Source organism: Melioribacter sulfuriphilus (assembly GCF_052656625.1).
Genome location: NZ_JBQXXK010000001.1, coordinates 43,699 through 59,192, shown reverse-complemented (window position 1 = coordinate 59,192; position 15,494 = coordinate 43,699). Strand labels below are relative to the sequence as shown.

The 15,494-nt window shown below is 36.5% G+C and carries 14 protein-coding genes; 4 read left to right on the top strand and 10 right to left on the bottom strand.

Annotated elements, in window-relative coordinates; translation table 11 throughout:
• Positions 1-16 precede the first annotated feature (16 nt).
• Together porZ and ACUN8G_RS00225 are read left to right on the top strand one after the other, a co-directional pair.
• Positions 17-2,236, top strand: a complete 2,220-nt coding sequence (porZ, locus tag ACUN8G_RS00230; RefSeq protein WP_437346627.1) for a type IX secretion system anionic LPS delivery protein PorZ — start codon at positions 17-19, stop codon at positions 2,234-2,236.
• Positions 2,237-2,244: 8 nt separating this feature from the next.
• Complete coding sequence (locus ACUN8G_RS00225) at positions 2,245-4,197, top strand: ABC-F family ATP-binding cassette domain-containing protein (RefSeq protein WP_437346626.1); 1,953 nt, start codon at positions 2,245-2,247, stop codon at positions 4,195-4,197.
• Between the two features lies 1 nt (position 4,198).
• Here the strand turns inward: ACUN8G_RS00225 and ACUN8G_RS00220 are convergent, their stop codons facing one another.
• Complete coding sequence (locus tag ACUN8G_RS00220; protein WP_437346625.1) at positions 4,199-5,164, bottom strand: ROK family protein; 966 nt, start codon at positions 5,162-5,164, stop codon at positions 4,199-4,201.
• A 124-nt stretch (positions 5,165-5,288) separates the two neighbouring features.
• Here ACUN8G_RS00220 and bshC point away from each other — a divergent pair, with 124 nt between their 5' ends.
• Complete coding sequence (gene bshC, locus ACUN8G_RS00215; protein ID WP_437346624.1) at positions 5,289-6,914, top strand: bacillithiol biosynthesis cysteine-adding enzyme BshC; 1,626 nt, start codon at positions 5,289-5,291, stop codon at positions 6,912-6,914.
• On the opposite strand, the gene aroA is transcribed toward bshC, so the two are convergent.
• The 6 genes from aroA to ACUN8G_RS00185 all read right to left on the bottom strand — a co-directional run bounded on the left by aroA (position 6,915) and on the right by ACUN8G_RS00185 (position 11,658).
• Positions 6,915-8,195, bottom strand: coding sequence for a 3-phosphoshikimate 1-carboxyvinyltransferase (gene aroA, locus ACUN8G_RS00210; RefSeq protein WP_437346623.1), 1,281 nt, complete (start codon positions 8,193-8,195; stop codon positions 6,915-6,917).
• Positions 8,192-8,782, bottom strand: coding sequence for a TrmH family RNA methyltransferase (locus ACUN8G_RS00205; protein ID WP_437346622.1), 591 nt, complete (start codon positions 8,780-8,782; stop codon positions 8,192-8,194). The genes aroA and ACUN8G_RS00205 overlap by 4 nt, the downstream gene beginning before the upstream one ends.
• A complete protein-coding gene (locus ACUN8G_RS00200; protein ID WP_437346621.1) occupies positions 8,779-9,009 on the bottom strand; it encodes a type II toxin-antitoxin system HicB family antitoxin in 231 nt (76 codons plus the stop codon). The genes ACUN8G_RS00205 and ACUN8G_RS00200 overlap by 4 nt, the downstream gene beginning before the upstream one ends.
• Entirely contained in the window at positions 9,009-9,665 is a 657-nt protein-coding gene (gene deoC / locus ACUN8G_RS00195) for a deoxyribose-phosphate aldolase (protein ID WP_437346673.1), read from the bottom strand. The genes ACUN8G_RS00200 and deoC overlap by 1 nt, the downstream gene beginning before the upstream one ends.
• Before the next feature lie 214 nt (positions 9,666-9,879).
• Complete coding sequence (folD, locus tag ACUN8G_RS00190) at positions 9,880-10,764, bottom strand: bifunctional methylenetetrahydrofolate dehydrogenase/methenyltetrahydrofolate cyclohydrolase FolD (RefSeq protein WP_437346620.1); 885 nt, start codon at positions 10,762-10,764, stop codon at positions 9,880-9,882.
• Positions 10,765-10,851: 87 nt separating this feature from the next.
• Positions 10,852-11,658 (bottom strand): TIGR00282 family metallophosphoesterase, encoded by an 807-nt coding sequence (locus tag ACUN8G_RS00185; RefSeq protein WP_437346619.1) that lies wholly within the window; start codon positions 11,656-11,658, stop codon positions 10,852-10,854.
• Between the two features lie 436 nt (positions 11,659-12,094).
• Between ACUN8G_RS00185 and ACUN8G_RS00180 the strand changes: the two genes are divergently transcribed.
• Positions 12,095-13,744 carry an exonuclease domain-containing protein gene (locus tag ACUN8G_RS00180; protein ID WP_437346618.1) on the top strand — a complete coding sequence of 550 codons (1,650 nt, stop codon included), beginning with the start codon at positions 12,095-12,097 and terminating at the stop codon, positions 13,742-13,744.
• A gap of 240 nt (positions 13,745-13,984) precedes the next feature.
• On the opposite strand, the gene ACUN8G_RS00175 is transcribed toward ACUN8G_RS00180, so the two are convergent.
• The 3 genes from ACUN8G_RS00175 to ACUN8G_RS00165 are packed head-to-tail and all read right to left on the bottom strand — an operon-like array spanning position 13,985 to position 15,487.
• Positions 13,985-14,275 carry a hypothetical protein gene (locus tag ACUN8G_RS00175; protein WP_437346617.1) on the bottom strand — a complete coding sequence of 97 codons (291 nt, stop codon included), beginning with the start codon at positions 14,273-14,275 and terminating at the stop codon, positions 13,985-13,987.
• 12 nt (positions 14,276-14,287) lie between these two features.
• Positions 14,288-14,647, bottom strand: a complete 360-nt coding sequence (locus ACUN8G_RS00170; protein ID WP_437346616.1) for a DUF1634 domain-containing protein — start codon at positions 14,645-14,647, stop codon at positions 14,288-14,290.
• 6 nt (positions 14,648-14,653) lie between these two features.
• Complete coding sequence (locus ACUN8G_RS00165; protein ID WP_445480881.1) at positions 14,654-15,487, bottom strand: sulfite exporter TauE/SafE family protein; 834 nt, start codon at positions 15,485-15,487, stop codon at positions 14,654-14,656.
• Positions 15,488-15,494: the final 7 nt, after the last annotated feature.

Sequence of the window (15,494 nt, the reverse complement as noted above, 5' to 3'; positions counted from 1 at the left end):
TAACTTGCGGTGAAATATGGTTAAACTTATCAAAAGCATTTTTTTATTATTTATTGTTTATGCGAATCTTAATGCCCAGAACATATTGAATTGGGAAGTCTATTCAAATATGGATAATGTTGTTGATCTAATGACCTCTGATAACGGAATATGGGTTGCTACTTCAGGCGGAGCTTATTTATACAATCCGGAAGATTCATCTTTTGTTATTATAAACAAAGCGGATAACATCAACAGCCAGAATTTCACATCAATATTTATCGATACAGATAATAAAATCTGGCTCGGCACAGTCGAAGGCTTTGTCATTTTTTACGACATCGAAAGTGGAGCATCTAAAAATATTCTGGATATCTATAAATCCGACAAATCACAAAAAAGAATTAATAATCTCTATGCTAAAGGCGACACAATTTTTGTCGCCACGTCTTTCGGCGTTGTATTGATTAATAAAAATAATTATTCACTCTACGATACATTTACAAAATTCGGGAATTTTTCGTCGGAGATTAATGTCAGTGCAGTAATCAAAGATGAAAGAATTTTCACAGCTACTTCTTCTGGAATAGCTGTTCAAAAGCCTGGTTCAACAAATCTCGTTGCACCAGAATCGTGGCTTAATTATACATCATCTTCATCAGGTTCTTTTGGTACAATTAGAAAATTCGATCTTTATTCCGACAAAGTTATTGCAGCTACAGATAACGGTATTTATCAATACAACACGTCGTGGGACATTTTAACATTAGAAGCCGTTCCTGTTGTCGACTTCTACGTAGACAATACAAAGATTTATGCCGCATCGAAAAATTCGCTCTACCTCTACGATGGTTCCGAAGTATCATTGATCTACAATAATAATTCTTTCGAACTTACGTCGGTTGCTGTTTATAATGGAAAAATTTATTTAGGTACTACATCCGGAGTAATTGAACTTTCAAACGGAAGTGAAAAAATAATCAAGCCGGACAATCCGGCAAGCAATTCTTTTTTGAATATGGACGTAGATATTGAAGGCAATCTATGGATTGCAACGGGTAAAGATGGTCAGGGAATTGGTGCTATGGTATTTGACGGAAATCATTGGGACGTGGTGAATTACCAGAAATTTCCATCACTTCAGACAAACGACGTCTTCAGTGTACGAGCTTCCAGAACTTCTGAGGCAGTATATTTAGGCACCTGGGGAAAGGGATTTGCAATCTATAAAGATGGCTCTTTAGAAGCTTACAACGCTGGGAACAGTCCACTTGCAGGCATTCCAAGTGACCCAAATTTTGTAGTAATTACAGATATCGAAGAAGATTCAAAAGGCAATGTCTGGTTGACAAATTTACAGAACACATTCCTGCAACAACTATATGTATTAACAACAGAAGGCAATTGGTACGGTTATTCGTACACAAAACCACTCTTGACTTCGAACGAATTGACATACGAACTGGAAATTGACCAGTTTGATACAAAATGGTTCCGCCTGTTTTCCGGAAGAATTGGACTTTATTATTATAACGAAAACAGCACTTTTTCAAATACTAACGACGACATACAAGGTTATATTAGTCAGACAAATGGACTACTTACTAATACAGTTACTGCACTCAAAGTTGACAACAGAGGACAACTGTGGGTCGGTACAAGTCTCGGGATGAACATTATACCCGATCCATCGAATCCGTCCGTATTAAATATTTCCATACCTTCACTACGAGGACTTTCTGTAACCTCGATAGCTGTAGATGCCATCGACCAGAAATGGGTTGGCACCAATAAAGGATTGTTACAACTATCATCTGACGGATTCGAAGTGATCAATTATTTTACATCGCTTAACAGTCCGTTACCCGATGACATGATACGTTCAATTACAATCGACAAAAAGAGAGGAATTGTTTACGCAGGTACAGATTATGGTCTTGTAAAAATTGAGACTACATTTTTACAGCCTTTAGAATCTTTTGGCGAAATTTTTGCTTATCCCTCTCCTTTTATAATTGATAATTCTTCCGAGAACACTTTAATTATCGATGGTCTAATTGACGATTCTTATATCAAGATAATTGATATAAACAACCAATTGGTCAGAGACTTTAAAGCACCGGGCGGAAGGATTGCATATTGGGACGGTAAAGATAACGATGGCAAGTACGTCTCTTCGGGAGTGTATTTAATCGTTGCATACGACAGAGAAGCCAACAACGTTGCGGTTTCAAAAATAGCAGTAATTCGGAAATAAGATTTTTTATGATCGACATAATAAACTTATCCGTTCAATTTACTGGTGAAAATTTATTCGAAGACGTAAGCCTTAAAATCAACAGAAACGATAAAATTGCTCTTGTTGGGTCAAACGGCAAGGGTAAATCAACTCTGTTGAAAATAATTTGCGGACAAGAGCTATCTGAAACGGGCAAAGTACTTATTCAGAAAGGGATAAGAATTGGTTATCTGCCGCAGGAACTAATAAGTTTCAAGGGAAGGACTCTTCTCGAGGAAGTAAAGTCCTCCATGCCCGATATTAAAGAACTCGAAGAAAAAGAAGCTTCGATAATTTCTCAACTGGAATCTACTGAAATACTCGAAGATGAAAAGAGATTGCTAATCGAGGAATTAGGAGAAATACATCATCGCAAGGAACAATACGACTATTACTCGCTGGAAGCGCGTGCAGAAAAAGTTCTTACCGGTCTGGGTTTCAAGAATACCGATTTTGACCGTCGGACTGAAGAGTTTTCTGGCGGCTGGCAGATGCGAATTCAACTGGCTAAAATTCTATTGGGAGAAAACGATTTAATTTTACTGGACGAACCAACAAACCATCTCGATATCGACACTTTAATGTGGCTCGAAAACTTCCTCAATAATTACCGTGGAGCTTTAATAATTGTATCTCACGACAGACATTTTATTAATAACGTAACCAATAAAACTCTCGAAATTTTCAACAGAAAAATCAATTTCTTTCCTGGTACTTACGAGCAGTATTTAAGATTCCGCAAGGAAAGAGAAAAACAATTAAAAGAAGCGGAAAAAAATCTCGAGAAGAAGATTAAAGAAACTGAAAGGTTCATTGAAAGATTCCGATTTAAAGCCACAAAAGCGCGTCAGGTTCAAAGTCGCATCAAGCAACTGGAAAAAATCGAAAGAATTGAAATCGAAGACGAAGAAAAGCAAATCAACTTTCGCATTCCAGAAGTCGAACAAAGCGGAGCTGTTCCAGTTGAATTAAAAAAGATTTTCAAATCGTACGGAAACATAAGCGTTCTTGAAAATATTGATATTAAAATAGAGAGAGGCGAAAAGATTGCCATAGTCGGTCCTAATGGAGCTGGTAAAACAACCCTTGCAAAAATAATTGCAAAGAAAATCTTACCTTCTGCAGGTGAAGTAATATACGGCCATAATACTTTAGTTTCGTACTACGAACAGGAAGTAACTGAATCTTTAAATGGCGAGGAAGACCTTATCGATTCATTGCAGTCTGTAAACGACCAGCTTACTCCTGGACAATTGAGGTCGTTGCTCGGATCGTTTCTTTTTACAGGTGATTCGATATTTAAAAAAGTAAAAGTTCTTTCGGGAGGGGAAAAAAGTAGACTTGCTTTAGCCCGGCTTCTGCTTACAAAAAGCAATCTAATAATTCTGGACGAACCGACAAACCATCTCGACCACTCATCAAAAGAAGTCCTGCAAAACGCACTTATTGATTTCAACGGTACTCTTATCATAGTTTCGCACGACATCGATTTTCTCAAACCAATAGTTAGCAAAGTTTATGAATTGAGAGACAAATCACTTAGAGTTCACTATGGTGGTATAGAATATTATTTATCGAGAAGAGAAGAAGAAAAGACCATTGAAGAATCTGCAAAACAGATTCAATCAAATAAATCAACACGGAAAGAAAATAAAAGAAAAGAAGCAGAACTACGACAGCAAAAATATAATGAGACCAAAGAACTGAAAGAAAGACTCAATTATTACGAAAAAAGAATAAACGAACTGGAAAAAAGCAAACTTGAATTGGAACAAGAACTTGCCACTCCCGAAATATTTAACAACCCGGTAATGTTAAAAGAAAAAAACATCAGCTATAACAATGTCAAAAAAGAACTCGACTTGATTTTTAACGAATGGACTGAATTGTTTTCACAGCTTGAATCGATTGAAGAAAAATATAAAGAACAACTCAATTAAATTAATTCAGAAATTCTTCAGCAAGAGCTATACCGCCGTAGATTGCAGCATCGTCGCCGAGTTTTGTTGCTTTGATTTCGACAACTTTTCCGGGTGCCAGCAAAACGCTGTTGTAAAACGAAGCTTTAACTATTGGAAGCCAGAAGTCTTCCATTGCTTCCACCACTCCACCACCCAGCACAATCGTATCGAAATTTAGAAGAGTTGTAAGACTACCGAGAACTGTACCTGTAACAGTTGCAGCCCTGGATAAAACTTTCACCGTCAGTTTATCCTGTTTTTTTAATGCCTCCAGCAGCATTTTACTTTTCAATTTTCTACCGGCATCGATATGACTTTTGAGTATGGAGCTTTTTCCTCTCTTAATTTCCTTGATAATTGTTTCTTCGATTGCCGTTCTGCTGGCAGTTTTTTCAAAAGTCCTTCTTTTCGGCTTAGTTGCAAGTGCGCCTTTTTTGTCCACCAGCATATGCCCAATTTCGCCTGCATAGAAACTTGAGCCTCTATAAATTTTACCGTCGAAGAACAAAGCGCCTCCAATTCCCGTTCCAATAAACACTACGAGCATATTCTTAATTTTGTCATGAAACTCAAATTTTTTAATGCCGAGACCGGCAAGATTAACATCATTTTCAACTAAAATAGGTAGTGAAATTCTTGAAGTGAGTGCATCTTTTATATTAAAATTGTTGATTCCAAGATTGGGTGCTGTATCGATTATGCCTGTAAAAGGATTCACCGTGCCGGGTACACCCAGAGCAACAGCTTTAACATTTCGTTGCGATAGTTTATTATCTCTTATAATTGTAGCAATAGAGTTTGAAATTGCATCGACCAACCCATCAGCTCCTTTATTTAGCATAGTCGGAATTTTAATACGTGATTTAATATTATTTTCTTTATCGATCAATGCGGTCAGAATTTTTGTGCCTCCAAGGTCTACGGATATAATAAATTCTTGCGGCATGAAGATCTCCCTTTTCAATTTATCGATTTTAGTCTAGTGGATTTTTTATTATTTTGATATCGTAAATCTGTATCTTATTTCTTCGACAAATATAAAATATTTTTCATTAAGTCTGAGGTCTATAATGTACATAAATTATTCGGACATACCCGGTCATCCGAATTTATTTCTCGACTATCTTTATGAATTCGAAAACGTAGAAAAATTTTATGGTAAAAATTTTCGTAATGAACAAGGATATGACAATCACTTTAATTCTATTCTGTCTTACGAACGCCCCCACAGAGAAAAATTAACCACAATAATTAAAGAGCAGTATAGAAACATCCGTGCATCGAAATTGACTCTTTCCAACATCGAAGAATTAAATTCCTCAAATACTATAGCGATTGTTACCGGACAGCAATTAGGAATATTCGGAGGACCTCTTTACACATTTTATAAAACGATCACAGCCATCAAGCTGGCAAATTATTTAAATGATAAATACGACAGCTTTAATTTTGTGCCAGTTTTCTGGCTTGAGGCCGACGACCACGACTTCGAGGAAGTAAGGAAAATAAATATACTCGACAGAGATAATTCACTTAAGACTCTCGTCTACAACGATGGACTGGATGAAAGCATTAACAGAGGGAGCGTTGGAAATATCATTTTCAACCAAAATCTGAGGCAATTACTGGACGAACTATCTGCATCGCTCCGTGAATCTGAGTTCAAAATGACATTGATGGATTTGCTAAAATCTTTTTATCAACCCGATACAACTTTTCTGGAAAGTTTTAAAAATTTGCTTATACGTTTATTTGATGAATACGGCCTTATCGTTTTCAATCCTTCAGACCCTGAAGTGAAAAAAATATTAACGCCTATCTTCAGGCAAGAACTGACCAACTATAAAGAACATACCGTTTCCTTAGTGGAACGCAGTGCTGAGCTGGAAGAAATTTACCATGCTCAAGTTAAGGTAAAACCGGTAAATCTTTTTTACCTCGATGAAAATGAAAGACTTTCTATCGAACCACTCGAGGATGGTTTTAGATTAAAAGGCAGAAAGAAAAAATTTTCCTACGAAGATATGATTTCACAATTAGAATTTGCTCCCGAGAGATTCAGCCCTAATGTTTTATTGAGATCAATCTGCCAGGATTATCTTTTACCCACGGGCTTTTATATTGCCGGTCCTGCTGAAATTAGTTATTTCGCTCAATTGACACCACTCTATAAATTTTTTGACATCAATATGCCATATATTTATCCGAGAGCATCGGCAACAATTCTGGAAAATAATATTGGATCTCTGTTGAGTAAATACCAACTGAAAATTGAAGAGGTCTTCTGTCCGCAAGAAGAATTAATCGAAAAGATAATTGCCCGCACCAGCGATAATAATATCGATGCCATCTTTGAAGATACTCAGGATAAGATTAACACTGCATTAAACGAACTCGGTAATATCTTGAGCAATGTAGAAAAGACAATGCCAGAATTGACGGAAAAGACCAGAGCAAGAATTAACGAAAGTCTGAATCTTTTGAAAAATAAAGCCATCGATGCCGAAAAGCGAAAGCACGAGGTAACGATAAGGCAACTTAAAAAAATACAAAACGTTTTGTATCCCAATGAAAATCTTCAGGAAAGAGAACTGAATTTCGCCTACTTCGCAAATAAGTACGGCCTTGATATACTCAGATGGATATATAACGAATTGTCGATAAACAAATTCGAGCACCAAATACTCGAGCTGTAATTATTTAGCAATCTCGTTTAATTGCTTCAGAAAATCGGGATTTGAAATTGCTACCGATTCAAATTCGTTTATGCTACCTCCCTCTTTAATATTCATCGAGAGAACAGCCAATGCCATTGCTATGCGATGATCACCGTAACTTTCAAAAATTACATCTTTATTCTTTATACTTCCGCCTACTTCAAAACCATCTTCGAATTCTTCAACATAAAGTCCTAACTTCTTATAATTATTACAGAGTGCTGCAATACGGTCGGATTCTTTATAACGTAATTCTTTAGCATGGTTTATTCTGAAGTTCCCCTCAGCGAAAATACCGGCTACGGATAGTATTGGAATTTCATCGATTATATTCGGGATAATCTCTTTTGAAATTTCGGTATTTACAAGTTCGCTCGATAGAATACGGATGTCGCCCTTTTTTTCACCTCTCTCTAAAGATTCATTTTCAATTAAGATATTGGCACCCATCATTTTCAAAACGGATAGGATTCCCGTACGTGTTTCATTTAACGATACATTTCTTATTACAAGTTCCGAGTCAGGAATAAGGAGACTCAGAACGATGAAGAAAGCCGCTGTTGAAATATCTGAAGGAACTGTCATTTCAAAGGGTGTTGGATAATTTTTTATCGAAGCATAAATCTTTTTTTTAGTGCCGTCGTACTCGGTTTCCAAGCCCAGCATTATTTCGGTATGATTGCGTGTTGGAACAGGTTCGTAAATTACCGTTTTATCATTTAAATGCAGTGCAGACAAAATAATTGCACTTTTAACCTGAGCGCTGGGTACACTCATCTCATATTCGATTGCGTGAAGATTATCCGTCGGAGAAATTGTAATCGGGAGAGTGCCTGCTTCGGATGCTTCAATTATGGCTCCCATTTCTTGTAATGGTTCGATAATTCTTTTCATTGGGCGTTTTGATAACGAGTTGTCGCCTGTGATAACGGATTTAAAATTCTGAGCAGTCAATATGCCAGTCATCAAGCGTGCTGTTGTACCTGAATTACCTGCATACAATTCAGTTGTGGGTTCTTTGAATTTTTTTAGACCAACTCCATTTACAACCAGCAATTCGTCTTTTTTTTCTATATCGACACCCAATTTGCCGAAGCATTCGATGGTGGAGTTAACATCGGCAGAATTAGAACAATTTTTTATCAACGACTTGCCTTCAGCCATTGAAGCAAACATTACGGCTCTGTGAGAAATTGATTTATCACCGGGCAAACGGAGTTCACCTTTAATCTTATTGACTTTATGAAATCTCTGAATCATTTTTCGCACCAACTATCGATAAGTTTATTAATTTCTTCTTCTGTAAGTTCGCTTTTACCGTACATCCCTTTAATTTTTCTTTGTCTTTGAGCTTCGTAGAGCGCAACTGCAGCAGCAACCGAAACATTCAAACTTTGAATCATTCCGTACATAGGAATATAAAATTGTCCATCGGCATATTTTTTCATTTCCTCAGAAATTCCTCTGTGTTCATTAGCAAATACCAGCGCTACTTTACCAGTTAAATCAAGGTCGTACAAATTTCGGGCATTTTTATCGAGATTACTGGCAAAAACTTTGAAGCCTTCTTTATGTAGTGAATCAATTCCTTCAGCTACACTTTTGAATTTTTCCGTTTCAATCCACTTGTTAGCCGAAGCAGAAGTTACTTTACTAATTTTAGGAAATTCTTCTACAGTATAAATTAGTGTAACTTTAGGAACACCGACTGCATCGCATGTCCTGAAAATTGCGCTAACGTTATGTGGGTCGTGCACATTTTCAATTACAACTCTCAGTGAAAACTGCCTATTTCTGATAGTATCCGATATTTTTTTAATTCTACTCTCGGTACGAAATTTTCTCATGAAACCTTGTCGAAAATTACTTTATAAACAACCTTATTGCCTTCTTTCCTTGCTCTATCAATTTTGAATTTAAAATCTGGCTTTAGCTGAAGGTAAAATCGTAGCAATTCGAGAGTCTTTTCAATTGCATCATCTTCGTTATGAGCCCAGCTTTCACAACCTTTCATAGAAGGAATTTCAGCGGTATAGCCGTCGTCTGTTTTTAAAATAAGTAGATCTAAAACCATTAATAGCCACCACCTGTATTCGACTCTCCTTTGACAATTTTGACGCTTGCACTTGCACCAATTCGATCGGCGCCGCTTTTGATCATCAGCATCGCATCTTCTGTCGTTCTGATACCTCCAGAGGCTTTCACCCCGACTGAGGATCCTACGACATACTTCATCAAAGCAACGTCGCCTGCAGTTGCACCGCCTTTACTGAAACCTGTCGATGTTTTTACAAAATCCGCTTTAGCTTCTTTGCTTATCAGGCACGCTTTAACTTTTTCTTCATCTGTTAGTAATGCGGTTTCAATAATAACTTTGCAAACGGCGTTATATTTTTTTGCCGTAAGGACTACTTGATTAATATCATTGAAAACGTAATCATAATTACCCTTTTTTAGCATTCCGACATTGATTACCATATCGATTTCCTGAGCGCCGTTTTTCAAAGCTTGTTCGGCTTCGAATTTTTTAACTTCAGTAGTAGTGGCTCCGAGTGGAAAGCCAATAACTGTACAAACTTTTACATCCGAATCACGCAGCAAGTCCCGACATAAAGTGACATAACAGGGATTAACGCATACTGATGCAAAATGATAAGTTCTGGCTTCGTCGCACAATTTTTTTATGTCGTCGGGTGTGGCTTCAGGTTTTAAGAGAGTATGATCAATCATTCTTGCTATCGACCGATCCGGAATTTTATCGCCAATTCCGATGCCTGCGGCAATTCTGTCGGCTCCGTTGTCGATAATATTTTTTACAGCCATTGGTTGATCAACAACACTACGCTCCCAACCTTCGCAGGTATTACCTTTGCAATAAAATTCTTGCAATGATTTTTCAACAAGTACTTCTGAAATTATTTTATCAAGAAGATTCGAGTCCATCTTAATTACCCATTATCTTTTGGTATGCTTCGAATGTATTGCGCAAAAGCATTGCACGCGTCATCAATCCAACTCCACCTGGAACAGGCGTAATATAAGAAGCCTTATCAAATACTTCCTCAAAGTCCACATCTCCGACAAGTCGGTATCCAGCTTTTGTAGTACTATCTTCAATTCTATTAATACCTACGTCGACTACAACCACACCTTCTTTCACCATAGAGGCTTTAATGAAATTCGGTTTTCCGATGGCAGCTATTAGAATATCTGCATCTTTTGTGTAACGCGAAAGATCCTCAGCAGCTGAGTGACACACGGTTACAATGGAATTAGCTCCCTTTTTCTTTTGCAACATCATGTTTGCTATCGGTTTCCCTACAATATTGCTTCTTCCTACCACAACGACATGTTTACCCTGGGTTTCAATCTGATAACGTCTTAATATCTCCATAATTCCGTAAGGAGTACACGGATAGAAAGTGTTTTTGCCAATAACAAGATTACCAACATTTTGAGGGTGAAAACCGTCAACATCTTTCAAAGGATCAATGGTTTCAATGACACGATTTTCGTCGATATGATCCGGCAAAGGCAATTGAACCAGGATACCGTGATATTCCGGCTCGTTATTATATTTCTTTATTAAATCGAGCAATTCTTTTTCGGTTGTATTTTCGGGCAACGACTCTACTTTCGATTTAATGCCTATCTCTTCGCAATCCCTGCTTTTCGAGGACACATAAACTTTCGATGCAGGATTTTCGCCCACTAAAATGGCAACCAGTCCTGGAACAGGTTTCCCTTCGGATTTCAGTTTTTGAATATTTTCTCTCAGTTCGGCTTTAATTTCAGAAGCTATTTTTTTACCATCTAATATAACGGCCATCGAATTACACTCGATTTATTTAAAATCTAATACGAAAATTATTCATTTCATCTCAAAGAGAAAAATAACAAGCAGAAAAATGAAAATTTAGTTTGTCGGCGCCATTTTGTTAAATTCAGGGATAAGGATCCTCTCTATTTCAACCGTCTTGCCTGTTATTGTATCAATCTTTAAGAACAGTCCGCACAGATGCACATTATCATTTGCCACCTGATATTTTTGTGGAGTCTGATAAAGGAAACGATTAATAGCAGCTTCAGTTTTCATACCGATTACGGAATCGTACGGACCAGTCATTCCGCAATCGGTAATATAACCGGTGCCGTTAGGAAAAATTCTTTCGTCAGCAGTTTGAATATGCGTGTGCGTACCGATCAAAGCAGATATTCTACCATCAAGAAAATTTACCATTGCAAGTTTTTCGGCTGTAGCTTCGGCATGAAAATCGACAATTATAACTTTTGTGGTACCTTCAAGTTTTGAAAGCACCCACTCGCTGGCTCTAAAGGGACAGTCGATAGGAGCCATAAATGCCCTGCCCTGTAAATTAATAACCGCTACTTTTCCTTTCTTAGTTTCAGCCACGTAATAACCATTTCCGTAAGTTCCTTTCGGATAGTTAAGAGGCCTTATTACGCGATTATCTTTCCGTAAATATTCCTGTGACTGATGTTTATCCCACGTGTGATTTCCGCCAGTTATCACATCAACACCAAGGTCAAAAAGTGTCCTGGCTTCCTTTTCGGTACACCCTTTTCCGTCTGATGCATTTTCACCGTTTACAATCGTAAGATCTGCTCGGTATTTTTTCTGAAGACTCGGCAACCACATCTGAACAATATCAAGTCCGGGCTGCCCAACTATATCTCCTATAAACAATATATTAATATTCATAATTTTCTTTTTTAATTTAAATTGTATTTAAGGTAACAAGTATAAAGAATTGTTCATTTATAACCAATGATTTTTTTATGAAATAGTAGAGCATAATTAAATTATTAATTAACATTGAAAACAAAACAATTAATAACAGTAAAGTTGCCCAATTAATGTATATAACAAAAATTCATCCTATAAATATCGGCAATCAAGAAAGCGGTATAAAAAGTTACTCTGATTGTAAGTACCTTACCATATTCCTACAATTGCTAAAGTTGGCAAATAGATATCCATAATCACAAAAAACGTCTTCCTGGATACTTCACCTTAATAATAATTTTTTTGCTTATTTATAACATGATGGTAATATAAATTTTCTCTGTGTATTTTAGTTAGTTAAATTACTATATAAAACTAACGAATTAACTATTAGGCTATTCTTTGATGTAACATGGAATTAACGGAAATAAAACTTGACAAAGCAGAATACTGTGTATTTGACTTCGAGACTACTGGAGCATCGGCACGTAACGAAAGAGCAATTGAAATCGGTATTGTAAAGATAAGAAACAAAAAAATTATTAATACATTTTCTTCTTACATAAATCCAGGCAAACAAATACCGCATTATATAACTCAACTAACCGGAATAAGTGATGAAGACGTATCAAATGCGCCGTACTTTGAAGATATTTATAACAAGATAGTCGAATTCTTCGGGGATTCTATATTGGTAGCCCACAATCTTAAGTTCGACTATTCCTTCTTGAAATTTGAATGCTTAAAAACTGGACTTGAACTGCCGGAAAACCCGGCCATTTGCACACTGGAATTGGCAAAGCGTATTTATCCTGAACTGCCGAGTAAAGCTCTCGGAAGCTTAACGCGCCATTTGAAAATTCGCCACAGAAATGTTCATACAGGATTAGGCGATGCTCTGGCAACGGCTAAAATATTAATTAAAATGTTCGACAGGCTTATAGAAGAGCACCATGTAGAAACAGTTTCGGAGCTGATAAGCTTCCAGAAATTTGCTCCCACCCGATCTTATAGAATCATAAAGAAAAGTCTTGCTGAGGACTACATTAAAATTCCTGAAACACCTGGCATCTATTTTTTCAAAGATACAAAGGACGACATTCTTTATATCGGGAAAGCCAAATCACTAAAAAAACGACTGTCCAATTATTTTGTAAACAATGCGCCGCGTAAAACAAAAAAAATTGTTACAAAAGCCAACAAAATCGATTTCCTGCGTACAAATACCGAACTAACTGCGTTATTAGCAGAAGCTGAACTAATTAAGGAACACAAACCAGCTTACAATAAATTATTGAAAAAATATTCCCGAAATTATTTTATAAGAGTGACTTCACAGGAGAGCTTTCCGGTTGTTGAAGTAACTACAAAATTCGATTTTGATGGAAATGATTATTACGGGCCCTATCCAAATCGCGATATTGCCGGATTACTAAAAGAAATAATCGACAAAACTTTCAGACTCAGAGAATGTAAAAACAAAGAGTTTTCAAAAAAAAGGAAATGCTACCTGTTCGACATCAAGAGATGCACTGCGCCATGTATCAACCCAGCCAACAATGAATATGATAATGAACTGGAACTGGTAGACGAGTTTTTGAGAGGAAAGAATCAGTCGGCGCTCGACAGGCTATTACAAAAAATGAAAACACTAAGCGAAGAAAAAAAATTCGAAGAGGCAGCTGAAATTCGTGATGTAATTAATCTAATTTTGAAACAATTACAAAAAGCCTCAATTCTAAATGAGCCGATTAATAAAGCAAAAACATTGATAGAAATAGCAGGTATAGAAAAAAACGACTATTTACTTCTACTGGAAGGTAAACTTGTAATACGGAATTTCATTTCCGAATCTGACAAATATTTTGACGAAATACTAAAAGACTATTTTGACGGTACTATAGAACTGTTCAAGGAAATAAAAGAGAAAGACCTCGAAAGGCTGAAAATCACTTTGAACTGGCTTATAAAAAACAGAGGGAAAATCAAGATTCACGATCTAAACCAGATTAATTCGTATAATGAATTAGCTTCTAAATTATTTTTTCCCGCGCGCGATTAAGTCCAGTTTAGAATGGAAAAACGCAACGTTAAAAATTTCTAAAACGTTCTGAATTTGAATAAGGAATTTTACACAATTAGTAAAATATTTATTAACAATATCCATAGAGGCAAAATAGTAGATAGATACATTAAAGTATCAATTTTTCATTATGGAGTTATGCATAAGAATTGCGAAAACAGAATTGATTGGCGAAGAATTTATTTGAGCCAATCTTTAATATCGATGAGAAAAGACTAATTAATTAGCAACAAATCTTCCAATTAAAATTTTCACCACATAAGCTGTAAACAGTATCAAAAAGCTATAAACCAGAATTGCCTTAAACGATTCGGACGTAATTACTATAGTGGATAAATAGCCCCTCCATCCACATTGACGGCAACGATAAATTTTAAAATAGGTTATCTTTTTAATGATCTGTTCAATCATATTTCTGGCTCTTGAGCGATGCAGTGTAAATTCAGCATTACATTTTGGACAGCGGGAATACTGCGGATCTTTGCTGATAAAAATTTTGTAGTACTTCAAATCTACCCCCTTTTAACCGAGATTTAATGAAAAAAATAGCCCTATAGAAACGCTCAGAACTAATATAAGAACTACAGCAATTGTAATAAAGAAAAATTTTGTGTCTTTTATTTTGTAAAAATAATAACATGAAAAGAGAACCCTCATAATAGGAGTTAATATCAGCACCAACGTGCCGAGATAGAAAAAAGGTGCTGGATCCAGAGCAAAAAATCTCGTAAAAAAATCTTTTAAGGAAACGATGTTAGCTACTGAGAAGAAATCTTTGGCATCACCTTTTATAACGACAATTATAATTCCGCATAGATAAAAGAAAACGGTAGTATAAATTCCGATTGATAATACACCTGAGATATACTTTTTTAAATTCATAAGCCATCACATCAAATTAAAACCGGTAGCCAGGCCGCGTATTATCATTCTTACAGATAAATACCCGGCAACAACTATAAAGAGAATTTTGATATATTTTGTCTGAATACGATTCATAACCATACTTCCGAGTGTAGCTCCTGTAATTGTGCCGAGCGCAACTGGAGCAACGATAAATGAGTTAACTGCACCGTTCAGGAAATACAAAACCGCGCTTGCCGAAGCCGTAATTCCAATCATAAATTTACTGGTGGCCACTGCTACTTTCATTGGCACTTTCATATAACTATTCATAACAGATACTTTTATGATACCCCCACCGATACCCAATAAACCTGATCCGACTCCAGCAAGCATCGATATAAATCCGCCTTTTATCGGATTTAATACTCTATATTCAACTGTTCTTTTTTCGGCGCGGTCGTAAAAAGTATCTTCGAAATCCACCAAAGATTTTTTAGATAGCTTGTAATTATTATCGAGCTTAATTGTCTTTTCTTCTCTGTTTTTAAAGGAATAAAAAGCCATAACGAAAACAAGCACACCGAAAATTACACTCAATATCCAGCCGTGAAGTATAAGCGCCAGAAAAGCTCCAACAAGTGCACCTGCCGTAGTGAAAATTTCAAGAAACATCCCCAGTTTTAGATTTGTTATTTCTTGCTCGACGTATCTGTTTGCGCCTGCAATGGAGGTTGCAATAACTGAAATAAGGCTTGCAGCAATTGCATAATGGACAGGAATGTTAAAAACCAGAGTTAATGCAGGAACTACAATTATACCTCCTCCAATTCCCACAAGAGCTCCCAGTAGACCTGCGCCAATGGCTATCAAATACATCAGAAAT

Coding starts and splice junctions, on each gene's coding strand:
- ACUN8G_RS00205 (WP_437346622.1), bottom strand. CDS start 8,782: ATGAGAAAATTTCGTACCGAGAGTAGAATTAAAAAAATATCGGATACT.
- ACUN8G_RS00225 (WP_437346626.1), top strand. CDS start 2,245: ATGATCGACATAATAAACTTATCCGTTCAATTTACTGGTGAAAATTTA.
- ACUN8G_RS00170 (WP_437346616.1), bottom strand. CDS start 14,647: ATGAATTTAAAAAAGTATATCTCAGGTGTATTATCAATCGGAATTTAT.
- deoC (WP_437346673.1), bottom strand. CDS start 9,665: ATGATTGATCATACTCTCTTAAAACCTGAAGCCACACCCGACGACATA.
- ACUN8G_RS00200 (WP_437346621.1), bottom strand. CDS start 9,009: ATGGTTTTAGATCTACTTATTTTAAAAACAGACGACGGCTATACCGCT.
- porZ (WP_437346627.1), top strand. CDS start 17: ATGGTTAAACTTATCAAAAGCATTTTTTTATTATTTATTGTTTATGCG.
- ACUN8G_RS00165 (WP_445480881.1), bottom strand. CDS start 15,487: ATGTATTTGATAGCCATTGGCGCAGGTCTACTGGGAGCTCTTGTGGGA.
- ACUN8G_RS00185 (WP_437346619.1), bottom strand. CDS start 11,658: ATGAATATTAATATATTGTTTATAGGAGATATAGTTGGGCAGCCCGGA.
- aroA (WP_437346623.1), bottom strand. CDS start 8,195: ATGATTCAGAGATTTCATAAAGTCAATAAGATTAAAGGTGAACTCCGT.
- folD (WP_437346620.1), bottom strand. CDS start 10,764: ATGGCCGTTATATTAGATGGTAAAAAAATAGCTTCTGAAATTAAAGCC.
- bshC (WP_437346624.1), top strand. CDS start 5,289: ATGTACATAAATTATTCGGACATACCCGGTCATCCGAATTTATTTCTC.
- ACUN8G_RS00220 (WP_437346625.1), bottom strand. CDS start 5,164: ATGCCGCAAGAATTTATTATATCCGTAGACCTTGGAGGCACAAAAATT.
- ACUN8G_RS00180 (WP_437346618.1), top strand. CDS start 12,095: ATGGAATTAACGGAAATAAAACTTGACAAAGCAGAATACTGTGTATTT.